Origin of the sequence: Sphingomonas sp. SAFR-052 (genome assembly GCF_051965015.1) — a bacterium.
Lineage (GTDB): Bacteria > Pseudomonadota > Alphaproteobacteria > Sphingomonadales > Sphingomonadaceae > Sphingomonas.
On record NZ_JBQCMO010000003.1, the window covers coordinates 198,063 to 214,350 of the forward strand.

Annotated in this window: 11 protein-coding genes; 5 read left to right on the forward strand and 6 right to left on the reverse strand. The window is 65.7% G+C overall.

Annotation, left to right across the window (positions count from 1 at the left end):
• Window positions 1–11: 11 nt before the first annotated feature.
• The 3 genes from glgC to glgX are packed head-to-tail and all read left to right on the forward strand — an operon-like array spanning window position 12 to window position 4,494.
• Window positions 12–1,271 carry a glucose-1-phosphate adenylyltransferase gene (gene glgC / locus ACTHQV_RS06715; RefSeq protein WP_440489067.1) on the forward strand — a complete coding sequence of 420 codons (1,260 nt, stop codon included), beginning with the start codon at window positions 12–14 and terminating at the stop codon, window positions 1,269–1,271.
• Between the two features lie 41 nt (window positions 1,272–1,312).
• Window positions 1,313–2,728 carry a glycogen synthase GlgA gene (gene glgA / locus ACTHQV_RS06720; RefSeq protein ID WP_440489069.1) on the forward strand — a complete coding sequence of 472 codons (1,416 nt, stop codon included), beginning with the start codon at window positions 1,313–1,315 and terminating at the stop codon, window positions 2,726–2,728.
• Complete coding sequence (gene glgX, locus ACTHQV_RS06725; RefSeq protein WP_440489070.1) at window positions 2,725–4,494, forward strand: glycogen debranching protein GlgX; 1,770 nt, start codon at window positions 2,725–2,727, stop codon at window positions 4,492–4,494. Before glgA ends, glgX begins: the two co-directional genes overlap by 4 nt.
• On the opposite strand, the gene ACTHQV_RS06730 is transcribed toward glgX, so the two are convergent.
• Genes ACTHQV_RS06730 through ACTHQV_RS06750 form a run of 5 tightly spaced genes read right to left on the reverse strand, consistent with a single transcriptional unit; the run spans window position 4,481 to window position 13,755 of the window.
• The gene (locus tag ACTHQV_RS06730; RefSeq protein ID WP_440489071.1) at window positions 4,481–5,980 is read right to left on the reverse strand and encodes an MFS transporter; all 1,500 of its coding nucleotides are present in this window, start codon (window positions 5,978–5,980) and stop codon (window positions 4,481–4,483) included. The two genes, glgX and ACTHQV_RS06730, sit on opposite strands and share 14 nt — an antisense overlap.
• 46 nt (window positions 5,981–6,026) lie before the next feature.
• A complete protein-coding gene (locus ACTHQV_RS06735; protein WP_440489072.1) occupies window positions 6,027–7,634 on the reverse strand; it encodes an alpha-glucosidase in 1,608 nt (535 codons plus the stop codon).
• On the reverse strand, window positions 7,634–9,418 hold the full coding sequence (locus tag ACTHQV_RS06740; RefSeq protein ID WP_440489073.1) for an alpha-amylase family glycosyl hydrolase: 1,785 nt from the start codon (window positions 9,416–9,418) through the stop codon (window positions 7,634–7,636). The genes ACTHQV_RS06735 and ACTHQV_RS06740 overlap by 1 nt, the downstream gene beginning before the upstream one ends.
• Window positions 9,415–10,929 (reverse strand): tryptophan halogenase family protein, encoded by a 1,515-nt coding sequence (locus ACTHQV_RS06745; RefSeq protein WP_440489075.1) that lies wholly within the window; start codon window positions 10,927–10,929, stop codon window positions 9,415–9,417. The genes ACTHQV_RS06740 and ACTHQV_RS06745 overlap by 4 nt, the downstream gene beginning before the upstream one ends.
• A gap of 54 nt (window positions 10,930–10,983) precedes the next feature.
• Window positions 10,984–13,755 (reverse strand): TonB-dependent receptor, encoded by a 2,772-nt coding sequence (locus ACTHQV_RS06750; protein ID WP_440489077.1) that lies wholly within the window; start codon window positions 13,753–13,755, stop codon window positions 10,984–10,986.
• A 201-nt stretch (window positions 13,756–13,956) separates the two neighbouring features.
• Between ACTHQV_RS06750 and ACTHQV_RS06755 the strand changes: the two genes are divergently transcribed.
• Both ACTHQV_RS06755 and ACTHQV_RS06760 read left to right on the forward strand, forming a co-directional pair.
• Window positions 13,957–14,979, forward strand: coding sequence for a LacI family DNA-binding transcriptional regulator (locus tag ACTHQV_RS06755; protein WP_440489078.1), 1,023 nt, complete (start codon window positions 13,957–13,959; stop codon window positions 14,977–14,979).
• Between the two features lie 41 nt (window positions 14,980–15,020).
• Window positions 15,021–15,392 carry a MerC domain-containing protein gene (locus ACTHQV_RS06760; RefSeq protein ID WP_440489080.1) on the forward strand — a complete coding sequence of 124 codons (372 nt, stop codon included), beginning with the start codon at window positions 15,021–15,023 and terminating at the stop codon, window positions 15,390–15,392.
• A gap of 5 nt (window positions 15,393–15,397) precedes the next feature.
• Here the strand turns inward: ACTHQV_RS06760 and ACTHQV_RS06765 are convergent, their stop codons facing one another.
• A complete protein-coding gene (locus ACTHQV_RS06765; protein WP_440489081.1) occupies window positions 15,398–16,288 on the reverse strand; it encodes an SMP-30/gluconolactonase/LRE family protein in 891 nt (296 codons plus the stop codon).

The window sequence follows — 16,288 nt, forward strand, 5'->3', positions numbered from 1 at the left end:
GGGAGAGATGCATGGAACGGCGGGGACAACCATTGGCGCGCGACGCGATGGCCTATGTTCTGGCGGGCGGGCGCGGCAGCCGGTTGTTCGAGATGACCGACACCCGCGCCAAGCCGGCCGTCTATTTCGGCGGCAAGAGCCGGATCATCGATTTCGCGCTGTCGAACGCGATCAATTCGGGCATCCGCCGCATCGGCGTGGCGACGCAGTACAAGGCGCACAGCCTGATCCGCCATTTGCAGCGCGGCTGGAATTTCCTGCGCCCCGAACGCAACGAGAGCTTCGACATCCTGCCCGCCAGCCAGCGGATCAGCGAGTTTCAATGGTATGAGGGCACGGCCGACGCGGTGTTCCAGAATATCGACATCATCCAGAGCTATAATCCGGAATATATGGTCATCCTCGCCGGGGACCATATCTACAAGATGGATTACGAGCTGATGCTCCAGCAGCATGTCGACACCGGTGCCGACGTGACGGTGGCGTGCATGGAAGTGCCGCGGATGGAGGCGGTAGGGTTCGGCGTGATGCATGTCGATGCCACCGACCGGATCATCGATTTCGTCGAGAAGCCCAAGGACCCGCCCGCGATCCCCGGCCAGCCCGACCGCGCGCTCGCCAGCCTCGGCATCTATGTGTTCCGCACCAAATTGCTGTTCGAGGAACTGCGCCGCGACGCCGATACGAAGGATTCGAGCCGCGATTTCGGCAAGGACCTGATCCCGTGGCTGGTCAAGCACGGTCATGCACAGGCGCATCGCTTCTCCGCCTCGTGCGTGCGCAGTCCCGAGGAGCCGCGGGCCTATTGGCGCGACGTGGGGACGGTCGATGCCTATTGGGAGGCGAATATCGACCTGACGGATGTCGTCCCCGAACTCGACCTGTACGACGGGACTTGGCCTCTATGGACCTATTCGGAGATCACGCCACCGGCCAAGTTCGTCCATGACGTGGATGGACGGCGCGGCTGTGCGGTCTCGAGCCTCGTCTCCGGCAATTGCATCGTGTCGGGGTCGAGCATCCATCGCAGCCTGCTGAGCACCGGGGTTCGGGCGCACAGCTATAGCAACATCGATGAATCGGTGATCCTGCCGATGACCCATATCGGGCGCGGCGCGCGGCTGACGCGGTGCGTGGTCGATGCCGGGGTGACGATTCCCGATGGACTGGTGGTCGGTGAGGATCCGGTGATCGACGGCCACCGCTTCCGCCGGACCGAACGCGGCATCTGCCTGATTACCCAGCCGATGATCGACCGGCTGGAACTGTGATGGTTGCTGTCGAGATCCTCCCCGGCACGGAAAGGATGTAGGTGCGCGTTCTCTCGGTCGCTTCCGAAGCCTATCCGCTGGTCAAGACCGGCGGGCTCGCCGATGTCGTCGGGGCCCTGCCCGCCGCGCTCGCGCCGCACGGTGTCGAGACGACGACGCTGTTGCCCGGCTATCCCTCGGTCCTGAGGCAAGTGGGCAAGGCCAAGCCCGTGCAGCGCTGGGACGATCTGCTCGGATCACCGGCGCGACTGATCGCGGGGAGGATCGACGGCCATCCGCTGCTGGTCCTCGATGCGCCCGACCTGTTCATGCGCGATGGCGGACCCTATGCCGATGCCACCGGACGCGACTGGAGCGACAATTGGCGGCGCTTCGCTGCCCTTGGGCGGGCGGCGGCGGATATCGCGCCGCGCTTCGACCTGCTCCATGCGCATGACTGGCAGGGGGCGATGGCGCCGGCCTATCTGCGTTACGACGGCGCGACCGTGCCGAGCGTGCTGACGATCCACAATATCGCGTTCCAGGGCCGCTACGATGCCGGCATCTTCGCAGAACTCGCCCTGCCGGAGTCGGCGTTCGCGCTCGACGGGGTCGAATATTATGGCGGTGTCGGCTTGCTGAAGGCCGGGCTGGCATCGGCCGATGCGATCACCACGGTGTCGCCGAGCTATGCCGAGGAAATCCGCCGCAGCGAATTCGGCATGGGGCTGGAAGGGCTGATCGAAGCGCGCAGCGACCGGGTCAGCGGCATCGTCAACGGCATCGACCCGGCGATATGGTCGCCCGAGCAGGACGCCGCCCTCCCCGCCCGCTACAGCGCGCGCAACCTGTCACGCCGCCGCACCAACAAGCGCGCCATCGAAACCGCATTCGACCTCGATCACGGCGACGGGCCGATCTTCATCGTCGTCAGCAGGCTGACGTGGCAAAAGGGCATGGACGTGCTCGCCGACGGCCTCGACATGCTGGTCGCGCTCGGGGGGCGGCTCGCCCTGCTCGGATCGGGCGATGCGGCGCTGGAAGGGGCGTTCATGGCGGCGCGCAGCCGGCATCCCGGGCGCATCGGCGTGCGGATCGGCTATGACGAGGCGCTGTCGCATCTGTTGCAGGGCGGCGGCGACGCGATCCTGATCCCATCGCGTTTCGAACCGTGCGGGCTGACGCAACTTTACGGCTTGGCCTATGGCTGCGTGCCGGTCGTGGCGCGGACCGGCGGACTGGCCGACACGGTCATCGACGCCAATGAAGCGGCGGTCGCGGCGGGCGTGGCGACCGGCGTGCAGTTCGCGGCGGTGACCCAGGACGGGCTGCTCCATGCGCTGCGACGGACGATGGCGCTCTATGCCCGCCCCGACCTGTGGACGGGAATGCAGAAACAGGGGATGCGCGCAGACTTTTCGTGGAAGCGCAGCGGCGCGCGCTATGCCGATCTCTATCGCAGCCTGACGAACCAGTGACGCCCGGCGCCAGCCCGATCGACGGCGGAACCCGTTTCGTCGTCCGCGCGCGCGACGCGGCGGGGGTGTGGCTGTGTCTGTTCGATGAGGACCGCGAACGCCGCGTCGTGATGACCCGCGATGGCAACTGGTTCGTCTGCGACGTGGCGGGCGTCGGCCCCGGACAGCGTTACGGTTACCGCGCCGAAGGCGAATGGGCGCCGCACGCGGGACGCTGGTTCGATCCGGCGAAGCTGCTTATCGATCCCTATGCGGTCGAGCTCGATCGCCGTTTCGCCTACGACCCGGCCCTCTCGCAATTCGGTGCGGATACTACGGCGATCGTGCCGCGGGCGATCGTTCCCGCGCCGGTCGTACCGATCCGGCCGGCGTCACCGCGCATCGATCCGGCGCGGCCGATCTACGAACTGAACGTCCGTGGCTTCACCATGATGCACCCGGATGTGCCCGAGGCGCAGCGCGGGACGATCGCCGCGCTCGCCCACCCCTCGGTCGTCGCGCATCTTCAGAAGATCGGCGTCGGTACGGTGGAGTTGATGCCGATCGTCGCGTGGATCGATGAACGGCATCTGCCGCCGCTCGGGCTTACCAATGCATGGGGCTATAATCCGGTCGCGATGATGGCGATCGATCCCGGCCTCGCGCCCGGTGGCGTCGCCGAACTGCGCGAGACGATCGCGGCCCTACACGCGGCGGAGATCGGCGTGATCCTCGACATCGTGTTCAACCATAGCGGTGAGAGCGACGTGCATGGCCCGATCCTGTCGCTGCGCGGGCTCGACGATCGCTGCTATGCCCATGCCCCGGACGGTAGCCTCATCAACGACACCGGCACCGGCAATACGCTCGATGCCGGCGATACCGGGGTGCGCGATCTGATCCTCGCATCGCTGCGCCATTTCGCGACGCTGGGCGTCGACGGGTTCCGCTTCGATCTGGCGCCGGTCATCGCCCGGTCGCCGGGGTTCGACGCCCATGCGCCAATCTTTGCCGCCATTGCCGCCGACCCGCTATTGGCCGACCGGGTGATGATCGCCGAGCCGTGGGATATCGGTCCGGGCGGCTATCAGCTCGGGCAGTTCCCGGCCGACTGGCTCGAATGGAACGACCGCTATCGCGACGATGTCCGCCGCTTCTGGCGCGGCGATGCCGGCGTCGGCACGCTGGCGACGCGATTGATGGGATCGGCCGATGTCTTCGGATCACCGACCCGCAGCGTGAACTTCCTTGCCGCGCATGACGGCTTCACGCTTGCCGACCTCGTGTCGCGTGTCGAGCGCCACAACCATGCCAATGGCGAGGACAATCGCGACGGTCATGGCGACAACCTGTCGTGGAACCACGGCGTTGAAGGACCGACTGACGATGCGTCGGTGAACGCCGCCCGCACGGCAGACCTGTGCGCGCTGCTGGCGACGCTGTTCGCGACGCGCGGCCATATCCAGCTGACCGCCGGCGATGAATTCGGTCGCAGCCAACGGGGCAACAACAATGCCTATGCGCAGGACAATGCGATCACCTGGGTCGACTGGGCAGCGCGCGACGTTGCCTTGGAAGAGCATGTCGCCACCCTCTCCCGCTGGCGGCGCGAGCGGCCGGCGGTGTTCGACCGGACCGTGCCCGATCAGGCGACATGGCTGACGCTCGACGGCACGCCGATGACGCCCGAACGCTGGGAAGCGCCCGACTGTCCGGGTTTCGAACTCCGCCTGCCCGGCGCGTCGATCCGCATCGATCGCGCCGCCCGGACGGTCACGCTGGCATAGGTTCGGGCACCCGCAGCATCGCCACCGCCGCCAGCGCCATCACCGTCGCCGCCACCAGCATCGTATAGGCCGGATCGGTCGGGAACCACGTCTTGATGACCCCGCCCATCACCGTCGCGACGATCAGCTGCGGCAGGACGATGAAGAAGTTGAAGATGCCCATATAGACGCCCAGCTTGCGCTGTGGCAGCGCGTTGGCGAGCAGCACATAGGGCATGGTCAGCACCGAAGCCCAGGCGATGCCGATCCCGATCATCGGTACGATCATGCCCATCCCGTCGTGCGTCACGAAGATGCCGATATAGGCCGCCGCGCCGATGGCGAGGCACAGCAGATGGGTCCGCGCCGCGCCGATCCGGCGGGCCAGCACCGGCAGCGCGAACGCCGCCACCGCCGCGACCCCCGAATAGATGGCGAACAGTACGCCGACCCAACTGCCCGCTTGGTTATAGCCGTCAGAGGCAGGATCGATCGTGCCCCAGACCTGCTGTGCGATCACCGGCGTCGTATAGACCCACATGATGATGAGCGCGCCCCACGTAAAGAACTGGACCAGCGCGAGGCGGCGCATCGTGTCGGGCATGGTGGCGAGATCGCCGATGATGTGGCTGAGCACATTGTCGCCACGCCCGCTGCGCACCAGTGCCCCCGACACGAGTTGCGCCACGCCGTACAGCGCAATCCCGGCGGCGACGAAATAGGCTTCCCGCCCACTCTCCAGCGCGCCGCTCCGCTCGGCCCATGCGATCAGCAGCGCGACGACGATGCCGCCCGCGATCCACAACGGCCCGCGCTGCGGCACGGCCGGCGGCATCGGGTCGGCAGGCTCCTCCGCCTCCTCGCCGAACGCCGCCAGTTCTGCCGGGCTGTATTCGCGAACGGTCAGCACCGTCCACAGCACCGCCGCGAGCAGCATTGCGCCACCGAAATAGAAGCCGTAGCGCACGGCATCGGGCACCTGTCCCGCCGGCGCGACGTTGCTGACGCCGAAGCCGTGTTCGAGGACATAGGGCGCGATGCTGGCAACGACCGCGCCGGCGCCGATGAACCATGTCTGGAACGCATAGCCCGCCGGACGCTGCCGGGGGGCGAGCATGTCGCCGACAAAGGCGCGGAACGGCTCCATCGACACGTTGAGCGACGCATCGAGAATCCACAGCGTCATCGCCGCGGCGAGGATACTGGGCGAATTGGGCATGAAGAACAGCGCACAGGTACACAGGATCGCGCCGACCAGGAAATAGGGTCGCCTGCGCCCCAGCCGTCCCCAGGTCCGGTCGGAATAATGGCCGATCAGCGGCTGGACCAGCAGCCCGGTCAGCGGGGCGGCGATCCACATCAGCCCCAGCTGGTCGATCGGGGTGCCGAGCGACTGGAAGATGCGGCTGGCATTCGCGTTCTGCAACGCGAAGCCGATCTGAATGCCGAAGAAGCCGAACGAGATGTTCCAGAGCTGGGCAAAGTCGAGCGTCGGGCGGGTCTGCATTGAATTCTCTCCCCCTCCCCGCGAGCGGGCAGGACCTGTTACAACCTCAGCCGACTTCGTCGCGGATAGCGACGCGCGCCGCGAACGCGCCGAAGCGGTCGCCGTCGACATCGCCGATGGTTTCGATCGACCGCCAGCCGTCACCCGCGACAAAATCAGCCGGCGCATTCGACAGGTTGAACACGCAGAGCAGTCGCTGCCCGTCCAGTTTGCGTTCGAAAGTGAGGATCGCGTCCGATGCCTCGACGATCGTCATGCTGCCCGATCGCAACGCCAAATGGGCATTGCGCAGCGTCAGCGCGTTGCGGGTGAAGTGCAGCAGCGACTGCGGGTCGCCCTCCTGCCGGTCGACCGCCAGCGGGCGGTGAGCCTCACCCGCCGGCAGCCATGGCTTGACTGACCCGAAGCCAAGATTCTCGGCGTCGGCGACCCATGGCATGGGCGTGCGTGCACCGTCGCGCGACAGGGTCAACGGCCAGTTGGCGATCGCTTCGGGGTCCTGCAGATCCTCGAACGCGATCTCGACCTGCGGCAGGCCTAGTTCCTCGCCATTGTAGAGGAAGATGTTGCCGCGCAGACATGCGAGGAGCAACATCTTTACCCGGCCGAACGCGGCGGGATCGGCGCCTTCGGGCAGCCAGCGCGAGACGGCACGCGGCGCGTCATGGTTCTCGAACGCCCAGCTGGGCCAGGGCGATGCTTCGTCCCATGGTTCCAGCGCGTCGCGCAGGATGCGGGGCGACAATTCGGGCGCGTAGAGAAAGTCGAAGCCATAGGCGGTGTTCAGCCGGTTGCCGCCGCCGCAGAACAGCTTCATCTCGCGCGTCGCCTCGTCGCCGCCGATTTCGGCAACAGTGAAGCGGTCGCCATCATAGCCGTCGAGCAGCAGCCGTACGCGTTCGAGGAATCCGGGAATATCGGGATGGCTTTGATTATACAGCTTGCGCTGAAAATCGAACGGGCGGGTGCGCGTCTTGCCGTTGCTTGGCATCGGCGGATTGTCGCGCAGTTCCGGGTCGTGCATCGCGAAATTGATCGCATCGAGCCGGAACCCGTCGACGCCACGGTCGAGCCAGAAGCGCGCGGTGTCGAGCAACGCTTCCTGCAGTTCCGCATTATGACCGTGGAGTTGCGGCTGTTCCTTCAGGAAATTGTGCAGATAATATTGCCCGCGCCGAGCGTCCCACGTCCAGGCCGGCCCGCCGAACACCGACTGCCAGTTGCTCGGCGGCGACCCGTCGGGCTTGGCATCGGCCCAGACATACCAGTCGGCCTTCGGATTGGTGCGGCTCGACCGACTTTCGACGAACCATGGATGTTCGTCACTGGTATGCGACCAGACCTGATCGATGATGATCTTCAGGTTCAGCGCATGTGCCTTCGCAATCAGCGCGTCGAAGTCGGCGAGCGTGCCGAAGATCGGGTCGACATCGCAATAATTTGCAACGTCATAGCCGAAATCCTTCATCGGCGACGTGAAGAAGGGCGACAGCCAGATGGCATCGACGCCGAGCGACGCGACATGATCGAGATGCGCGGTGATGCCGGGCAAATCGCCGATTCCGTCGCCATTGCTGTCGGCGAAGCTGCGCGGGTAGATTTGGTAGATCGTCGCGCCGTGCCACCAGCGGCGCGTATTCGCAGTCTCGGTCATCAGCGGGTCTCCGCGGCGCATACCGCATAGCCAAGGGCGGGAAGGTCGACACGGATCGCACCTGGCGCGGTCACGCTGCCGCAGCGTCCGGCGAGCGCACGGAAGCCGGTCGAGGCGGTTTCGACCTGTACGTTGCGCGTGATTGGCGCGGTCGAGGTGTTGAATAGCAGCAGGACTTCGGCGTTGCTGGTCGGATCGAAGCGCGAGATGGCGAGCAGGCCGGGTGTTTCCTCCCGAGCGCGGAGCACCTGCCGCCCGCGGGTCAGCGCCGGGGTGCTCGTGCGCAGCTTCGCCAGTTCGGCAATTTGGCGATAGAGCGGATGCGTCGGCGTAAAGTTGGCGGTCGCGGTGGTGGCGTTGGTGCCGACCAGCTTGTTGTCATTGTACGACGCGACCTGCGACGCGAACATATCCTCGCGCGCGTCCTGATCGTTGCCGTCGCCAGCAAATCCCTGTTCATCGCCCGAATAGATGGTCGGAACACCGCGCAGCGTCAGCAGCATGGCGTTGGACAGCATCACGCGCGACAGGGTTTCGGCATCGCTCGCTTCGGGTCGCGCCTGCCGGAGATAGAAGGCGAAGCGGCCATTGTCGTGATTGCCGGTAAAGGTCGGCAGTTGCCGCGCCATCGCCTCGCCCCCGGCATAGAGCACGTCGCCGTCGAACACGGTTTCGAAGGCGTCGGTGCCCCGCTTGCCCGCCAGCGTCTGCACTACGCCCTCGCGGAACGCAAAGTCGAGCACGGCGGGAAACTTGCCGGTCTTCGTCCATGCCGCAAGGCCGCCCGCGTCGAGCGACGATAGTGCTACTTCGCCGAAGATGTGGAAATTCGGAATGCCCTTCGCCCTGGCCCGTTCGCGCATCGCCGGCACGAACGCCGCCCAGAATGCGGGGTTCACATGGCGGGCGGTGTCGATGCGATAGCCGTCGATACCGAACCGGTCGATCCAGCCGCCGAAGATGTCGATCATCCCCGCGACCACGCGCGGATTTTCGGTCATCAGATCGTCCAAGCCGACGAAATCGCCCATCTGCGAGCTTTCGTTGGTGAAGGTCGTATTGCCGCGGTTATGATAATAGATCGGATCGTTGAGCCACGCCGGCACCTTCAGCGCCTTTTCGGGCGCCGGCACATAGGGCGTGTAGGCGAAGGACGGGTCGGTCAGCTTCGCGAAATTCTCCGCCGTCTGCACGCCATCACCAGCGAAGCCCCGGTTCTTGCCCTTGGCGGCATAGGGATAGTCCGCGCGACTGCGATAGACGCAGCTACTCTGGCCGGCGCATTCGCGATACTGGATGACGTCGGCGGTGTGGTTGGCGATGATGTCCATATAGACCTTCATTCCCCGCGCATGCGCCGCATCGACCAAAGCCTTGAAATCGGCATTAGTGCCGAGATGCGGATCGACCTGGGTAAAGTCGGTCACCCAATAGCCATGATAGCCGGCCGACTCCTGGCCAGGGCCGCCCTGCACTGGCTTGTTCTTGAAGATCGGGCCAACCCAGATCGCGGTGGCGCCGAGCGACTGGATATAGGGCAGCCGCGCGGTCAGCCCCCTCAGGTCGCCGCCATGGTAAAAGCCCTTGGCGGTCGGATCATAGCCATGGACCATGCGGTCGCCGCTCAACCCGCCGCGATCGTTCGACCGGTCGCCATTCTCGAACCGGTCGGGCAGGACGAAATAGATCACTTCGTCTTCAGGCGCGCGGGATCGGAAATCCTGCGCGGCGGCAGGCAATGCGCTTGTGCCGAGGGTGAGGGCCAGAAGCAGGGATCGGATCACGCGGCAACCTTTGCATCGGGCGCCGGACAATGGGCGCGCAGGAACTGGTCATGGGTCGGCATCCGCGCGACCGTGGCGGCAACATGTTTAGAATGCATGTCGAGAAACTGGTGGAGGCGGTCGGTGGGCAACGCGTCGGCAAGCGGGTGATAGCCTTCCGCCCGCACCCCCTGCCCTACCAGCAATTGCAGCCACGCGACCTCGCCGAACAATTCATGCTCGTCGCGGACAATGCGGCCCGATTCGCGGAACAGCGCGATACGCTCGGCGAGGCTGTCGGGGAGCGGCGTAGCGCGCCGTTCCTGCCAAAAAGGCTCGTCGCGACCGTTCAATACATAATGTGCGATCAGGAAGTCGCGCACGCCGAGCCATTCGCGTTCGGACTGGCGGTTGAACTCGGCGATATCGGCCGGACGCGGTCGCGATACCGGCCATAGCGACAGCAGCCGGGCGATCCCCGACTGCACCAGGTGGATCGACGTCGACTCCAGCGGCTCGAGAAACCCGGCAGCCAGTCCCAGCGCCACGCAATTTCCGATCCAGGGCGCGTGGCGACGCCCGGTGGTGAAGCGCAATAGCCTGGGATCGGCCAAGGCCGCCCCGTCGAGGTTGCCGAGCAAGGTCGCCATCGCCTCGTCATCGGACATATGCGTACTGGCATAGACCAACCCGTTGCCGGTCCGCGCCTGCAACGGGATACGCCACTGCCACCCCACGCTCCTCGCGGTAGCGCGGGTATAGGGCGTAATCGGTTGTGTCGCCGTGCAGGGCACCGCCAGCGCCCGGTCGCAGGGGAGTAACGACGACCAGTCGTCCCAGCGATCGCCCGGCATCCGCCCGATCAACAGCGCGGCGAACCCCGAACAATCGATGAAGAAATCGGCAGCGATCGCTCGACCATCGTCGAGCGTCACTCCGGCAATGCCGGCATCGTCCAGATCGATCGCGACCACCCGCCCCTCGACCCGCTCGACGCCACCGGCCTCGGCGCGTTCGCGCAGATAGGCGGCGTAACGCGCCGCGTCGAAATGATAGGCCCAGGCAATGCCCGATGGCGCCTGCGGATTGCCCGGATCGCGATCGAATCGGTTCGCCGCCGCCGCCCCGGCGCAGGCGCTGTGCGTCCAGAGCGAGGCCGGCGCGTCGCCGCCGCCCGCCGCCAGCCAGTAATGCTGGAACGCCACCAGCCCCAGCGACCGGCCGATCGTGCCGAACGCGTGGAGATAGCGGCTGTCCGCCCTGTTCCACCCGACGAATTCGATGCCGAGCTTGAAGCTGCCGCCGGTGCGCGCGACGAAATCATCCTCGTCGATGCCCAGATGCTGGTTGAACAGGCGCAGTTGTGGGATCGTCGCCTCGCCCACGCCGACCGTCCCGATCGCGTCGGACTCGATGAGCGTGATCCGCGTGTCTGCCGGCAGGAACCGGGCCAGCGCCGCAGCGGCCATCCAGCCAGCAGAACCGCCGCCGACGATAGCGACGCTGCGGACCGGGTTCTGATCGATCGCCATCAACGCCTCCCGTCACCGCCGCCCGTCCGACATGGGACGGGCGGGCATGTGGCTTCAGAACCGGAACGATGCCCCGGCAAGGAAGCGCCGGCCATAGCTCTGATAATCGATTACCGCGAGGTCGTACGCCGGATCGACGGTCGCGAAGCGTTCGTCGGTCAGGTTCTGCCCCTGCACGAAGAGCGACAATCCTTCGAGCGTCGTGCCCTTCGGAAATTCATAGCCGACCTGCGCGTCGATGATCGTCTCGTCCAGCGCACGGCGACGCTGGCGATTGCCACCGAAACCGGACAGTTCGCCGATGAAGCTCGACCGGTACCGGGCGGAGCCGCGCGCGCTGAAGCCCCATTTCTCGAAATAGGCGGTGCCGTTGATGACCCATTTCGAATAGCCCGGAATGTCTTCCGCAGGGGAGGTCGGGGTCGGCTTGATTTGGGTCTTGGTCCATGATCCGCCGCCGGTCACGCCAAAACCATCGAGGAACGACACAAAGGTGTTGAGCGGCAGCGTCGACGCCAGTTCGACACCGTAGATGCTTCCGCCCTCGCCGTTGATCGGCACGTCCGATCGACCGAGCGTCGGCGTGCCCGCCGGGGTGCCCGTGGGCGTTGGGAAACCGCCGAAGTCGAACGGGATCGTCTGATTATACACAAACGACTTCAGGTCCTTGTAGAAGCCCTGTGCCGCAATGTAGCCGGCGCGTCCAAAATATTTCTCGACGGTCAGATCGAACGAGTTCGATCGGATCGGACGGAGGAACGGGTTGCCGCCGCCGCCGGTGATGATCTGTTCCTGCGGATTATAGCCATAGCCCTGCGACACGCGCATATCGTCGAGGCGCGGACGCTGTACCTGCCGCGCAGCACCGGCGCGGATCACCCAGTCGCCCGGCATACGCAGCGACAGGTTGAGGCTCGGCAGCAAATCCCAGTAATCGGCACCACGGATCGTCGGGACCAGCGTCCCGTTTGCCGCGACCAGACCCGACGACTTCTGTTCGGTCGCAACCGCCTGTACGCCGACATTGCCGGTCAGAACCGATGCGCCGATGTCCTGGTTGATGTCCGCCTGGACGTACATGGTCATCAGGTCCTCGGCGATGCGGAACGCCTTGGCCGGCACGTCGAGGCTGGTATTCGGGTTCAACTGATAGACGCCACCTGCCAACAGGTCGCGCGGATCGTAGCTGAGCATCGGACCGAGACCCAGATAATCGAGACTGGTCGGCTCCTGCACATGTTGGTCGGGAATGCGCAGCGAGCGCAGCCCGCCGCTCAGCGCAAGGAGCGCCTCGACCGGATCGAGCGACTTGTCGCGATCGGTATAGTTCAGCCCCGCCTTCACCGCGCCGAAGAAGCCATCCAGCTCCTTTTCGACCTCGAAGCGATACTGTGCGATGCGGTCCTGCACCTTGCGGTCGTTATAGTAACCGGCCTGCAGGTTCGATCCGCCCCAGCCGAGCGGATCGGTCAGCAGGATCAGGTTCGGGTCGGAATAGTTGAGCGTCGGGCTGAAGCGCGTACCCGTTTTGCCGCTGGTGAAAGCGATGGTGTCCTTCGCGCCGACATTCTGGCCGTAGCCGGTACCGGCATAGCTTTCGAGAATGATCTCCTCACGGTCGGTGCGCGAATAGCTAGCGTCGAGCGTCGCGTTCCAGCCATCGTCGCCGCGCCACGCCATGTTGTAGCCGAAGGCGTAGAGCTTCGCCTTGCGCTCGAACGCGTCGTTGCGAACGACGCCTTCGACATTGCCGAACGTGCCCGACGTGATGAAACCGTCGCTGTTCACGGTCGTGCCGGTCAGCTTGACGCCCTGCGGCTGGGTCGGGTCGTTGAACGCCTGTCCATAGCCGAGCGGCAGTTCGATACCGCGCTTCAGCTGATCGTCGTTGAAGTCCGAATAGAAGCCGTCGACCGTCACCGTCAGGTTATCGACCGGCTTGTACTGCAGCGTCCCCGACAGGCCGAGCCGCTTGAGCCGGGTCGAGGTGACATAGGATTTCGATCCGCCGATCACCCCCTGCCCGTTGAAGCCGGCATAGCCCCAGGCGTTGAATTCCTGAATCTGATAGGGTTCGTCGAGATAGTTGGCCGACAGTGCGATGCCGATCCGGTCATCGGCGAACTGGTCGATATAGGTTCCGCTGACGCGGTACCCTTTGTCGCGCGACCCGGCATTCAGCTTGCCGAGATCGGCATAGGTGCCGCGCGCGCCGAGCGCGATCGTGCGACGGCCATATTCGAGCGGACGGACGGTGCGCAGGTCGACGGTGCCGGACAGACCCTGTCCGATCAGATTCGCCTGGCCGGTCTTGTACACGACGACCTGGCTCATGATCTCGGCCGGATACTGATCATATTCGACGGCGCGGTTGTCGCCGGTCGAGGTCTGTTCGCGGCCGTTGAGCAGCGTGGTCGAGAAATCGGGCGCGAAACCGCGGATCGAGATCGAGTTCGACCGACCCGACACGCGCTGCGACGTCAGACCCGGCAGGCGCGCGATCGACTCGGCGATCGAGGCGTCGGGCAGCTTGCCGATATCCTCAGCGCTGATCGATTCGACGACCTGATCGCGGTTCTTCTTTTCGGCGACGGCGTTTTCGAGGCTGGCGCGAAAGCCGGTGACGACGATATCGACGTCTTCGTTCGCGGTGGGATCGGTCGGGTCGGTGCCGTCGGTCTGGGCCGTGGTCGGCTCCGGGGTGGTCGTCGCCGTCTGTGCGAACGCGCTGCCGGCTCCTGCCAACGCACCGGCCGCGATCAATGCCGTGATGCTGGCACCGCGCGCCAGCCGGGCGCACGACCGCGCCTGCGATGAATACCGCATTTCCCAAACCTCCCCAGAAATGATTGATTCCCCGGTTCTTTCGCCCGGTTCGTCCGTACCCTCCTATTGAAACGACACGGGCCGCATGAGAAGCGAACAGCATACGTATTCAGTGGGTGCTTGCCGGTGACCGATGCCGGGCGCTACACCGGCCGTTCGTTGATACGGAACAGGCTCGCAGCGGCCATAAAGGACCCAGGCATGGCGGCGGGCGACAAGCCGACCTCCTTCGATATCGCGGCGCTGGCCGGCGTATCGCAACCAACCGTCAGCCGGGCGCTGCGCGGTGACCGGACGGTCAGCGCCGCCACGCGCCTGCGGATCGAGGCGATCGCCGCGCAACTGAATTACAAGGTCGACAAGAACGCCTCGGCGCTGCGGCGCGGCAGCACTTCCACGCTGGCGCTGCTGTTCTTCGAGGACCCGGCGCCCGATGGCTCCCGGATCAACCCGTTCTTTCTGTCGATGCTGGGGTCGATCCTGCATACCTGCGGCGCGCGCGGCTATGACCTGCTGACCTCGTTCCAGCAGCTCTCGGCCGACTGGCATGTCGATTACGAGGACAGCCGCAAGGCCGATGGGCTGATCCTGCTCGGCTATGGCGATTTCGACGCCTATTCGCGGCGGCTCGACCAGCTGGTGGCGCAGGGGACGCATTTCGTCCGCTGGGGTTCGCCCGATCCCGCGCATCCGGGCACGGTCATCGGCTGCGACAATTTCGCGGGCGGGCATGATGCCGGGCAGCATCTGATCGAACGCGGGCGTGGGCGGATCGCGTTCCTCGGCGATGCGTCGAGTCAATATCCCGAATCGCGCGACCGATATCGCGGGCTGGTGGCTGCGTTGCACAAGGCCGGACTGCCGGTCGATCCGGGATTGCAAGTCGATGCGCTGTCGAGCGAGGCATCGGGCTATGACGCCGCCTGTCGCCTGATCGCGCGCGGCATCGCGTTCGACGCGATCTTTGCCGCGTCGGACATGATCGCACTGGGCGCGGTGCGGGCGCTGGCCGAGGCGGGGCGGAGCGTGCCCGACGACGTCGCGTTGGTCGGGTTCGACGACATTCCCGCCGCCTCGCTCGCGCAGCCGCCGCTCACCACCATCCGCCAGGATTATGCGCAGGCGGGGGAGTTGCTGGTCGACATGCTGATCCGCCGGGTCGGCGGACAGGAAACCGCGCCGGTGCTGCTTGCGCCCGAACTGGTCGTCCGAAAATCGAGCTGAACCCCTTGCGCCAGATGATATAAAGTCACATCTGCGCGGCCATGCAACGTGCGACCCTTCTCGACGGCGCGGCGATCGGCGCGTCGCTGCTCTGCCTGATCCATTGCATCGGCCTGCCGATCCTGTTCGCGCTGCTGCCAGCATTGGCGAGCATCGGTCTGCCGTCGTCGGAATGGCTGCATCTGCTGCTGTTGCTGACCGCGATCCCGGTCAGCGCGCTGGCGCTGGTTGGCGGATGGCGGGCGCATGGCCGGATCGTGCCGATGCTGCTCGGCGCGCTGGGACTGGCTGGACTGGCGGCAGGGTTGGCGTTCAACAGCGTGCCCGGCGCGGAGACCGCGCTGACCGTCGCCGGCAGCCTCGCGCTCGCAATGGCGCATATCGGCAACTGGCAACGGCTGCGGACCGCCTGACCCGATCAGATGCCGATCGACACTTCCGGTCCGGCCACGCCCGGCACGTCGACCTCGAACCGGAACAGATTGCCCGCCAGCGGTTGCGCCGCAGCCTGATCGGCATCGTGATGCTTGTTCGCGGTGGTCGCGAACACTGTCTTGCGATCGGGACCGCCGAACGCGATCTTGGTGATCGCATCGACCGGCATCTTGATCGTCTCCAGCAACTCGCCCTTGGGCGAATAGCGGCGGATGCCCCAGCCGGCGTAAAGGCTGATCCACACGCAACCGTCGGCATCGACTGCCGGGCCATCGGGAAAGCCTTCGGCATTCGGGATCGTCACGAACAGCCGCCGGTCGGTCAGCGATCCGTCGGCGGCGATGGTGCAGGCATAGATATGCCCGCCCAGCGTATCGACATGGTACAGCGTCCTGCCATCGGGGCTGACCGCCGGTCCGTTGGTGATCGCAACCTGCGGGCTCGACGCGATGGCCGAGCCATCGGCGGCAAGGCGATAGATCGCGCCGGTCGCCGCGCGCTCGCCATCGTCCATCGTCCCGAACCACAGCTGGCCATTGGGCGCGACGGTCGCGTCGTTCAGCCGGTTGCCGGGCAGATTGGGTTCCGGATCGACTAGCAGCGTGAACGCGCCGGTCGTCGGGTCGAAGCGGTGCAACCCGGTTTGCAGCCCGGCGATGAACTTGCCATCGGCCGAGGGCAACACGAAACCGCACTGGCCGGGCGCGGCCCAGCTGCGCCGCTCGCCGCTCGCCGGGTCGTAGCGGTGAATGCGCGGCGTCTTGATACAGACGAACCACAGCGCGTTGTCGCGGTCGACCCAGTTGGGCCCCTCCAGCAACGGTGCCGACAGGTCCCAGACGCTGACCGGTTCGGACTTCTGTACCTTCGTCAT

Excerpts from the sequence above, each read along its gene's own strand:
- ACTHQV_RS06730 (WP_440489071.1), bottom strand. The coding sequence starts at position 5,980 with ATGCAGACCCGCCCGACGCTCGACTTTGCCCAGCTCTGGAACATCTCG.
- ACTHQV_RS06735 (WP_440489072.1), bottom strand. The coding sequence starts at position 7,634 with ATGACCGAGACTGCGAATACGCGCCGCTGGTGGCACGGCGCGACGATC.
- glgC (WP_440489067.1), top strand. The coding sequence starts at position 12 with ATGGAACGGCGGGGACAACCATTGGCGCGCGACGCGATGGCCTATGTT.
- ACTHQV_RS06745 (WP_440489075.1), bottom strand. The coding sequence starts at position 10,929 with ATGGCGATCGATCAGAACCCGGTCCGCAGCGTCGCTATCGTCGGCGGC.
- ACTHQV_RS06750 (WP_440489077.1), bottom strand. The coding sequence starts at position 13,755 with ATGCGGTATTCATCGCAGGCGCGGTCGTGCGCCCGGCTGGCGCGCGGT.
- ACTHQV_RS06760 (WP_440489080.1), top strand. The coding sequence starts at position 15,021 with ATGCAACGTGCGACCCTTCTCGACGGCGCGGCGATCGGCGCGTCGCTG.
- ACTHQV_RS06755 (WP_440489078.1), top strand. The coding sequence starts at position 13,957 with ATGGCGGCGGGCGACAAGCCGACCTCCTTCGATATCGCGGCGCTGGCC.
- ACTHQV_RS06765 (WP_440489081.1), bottom strand. The coding sequence starts at position 16,288 with ATGACGAAGGTACAGAAGTCCGAACCGGTCAGCGTCTGGGACCTGTCG.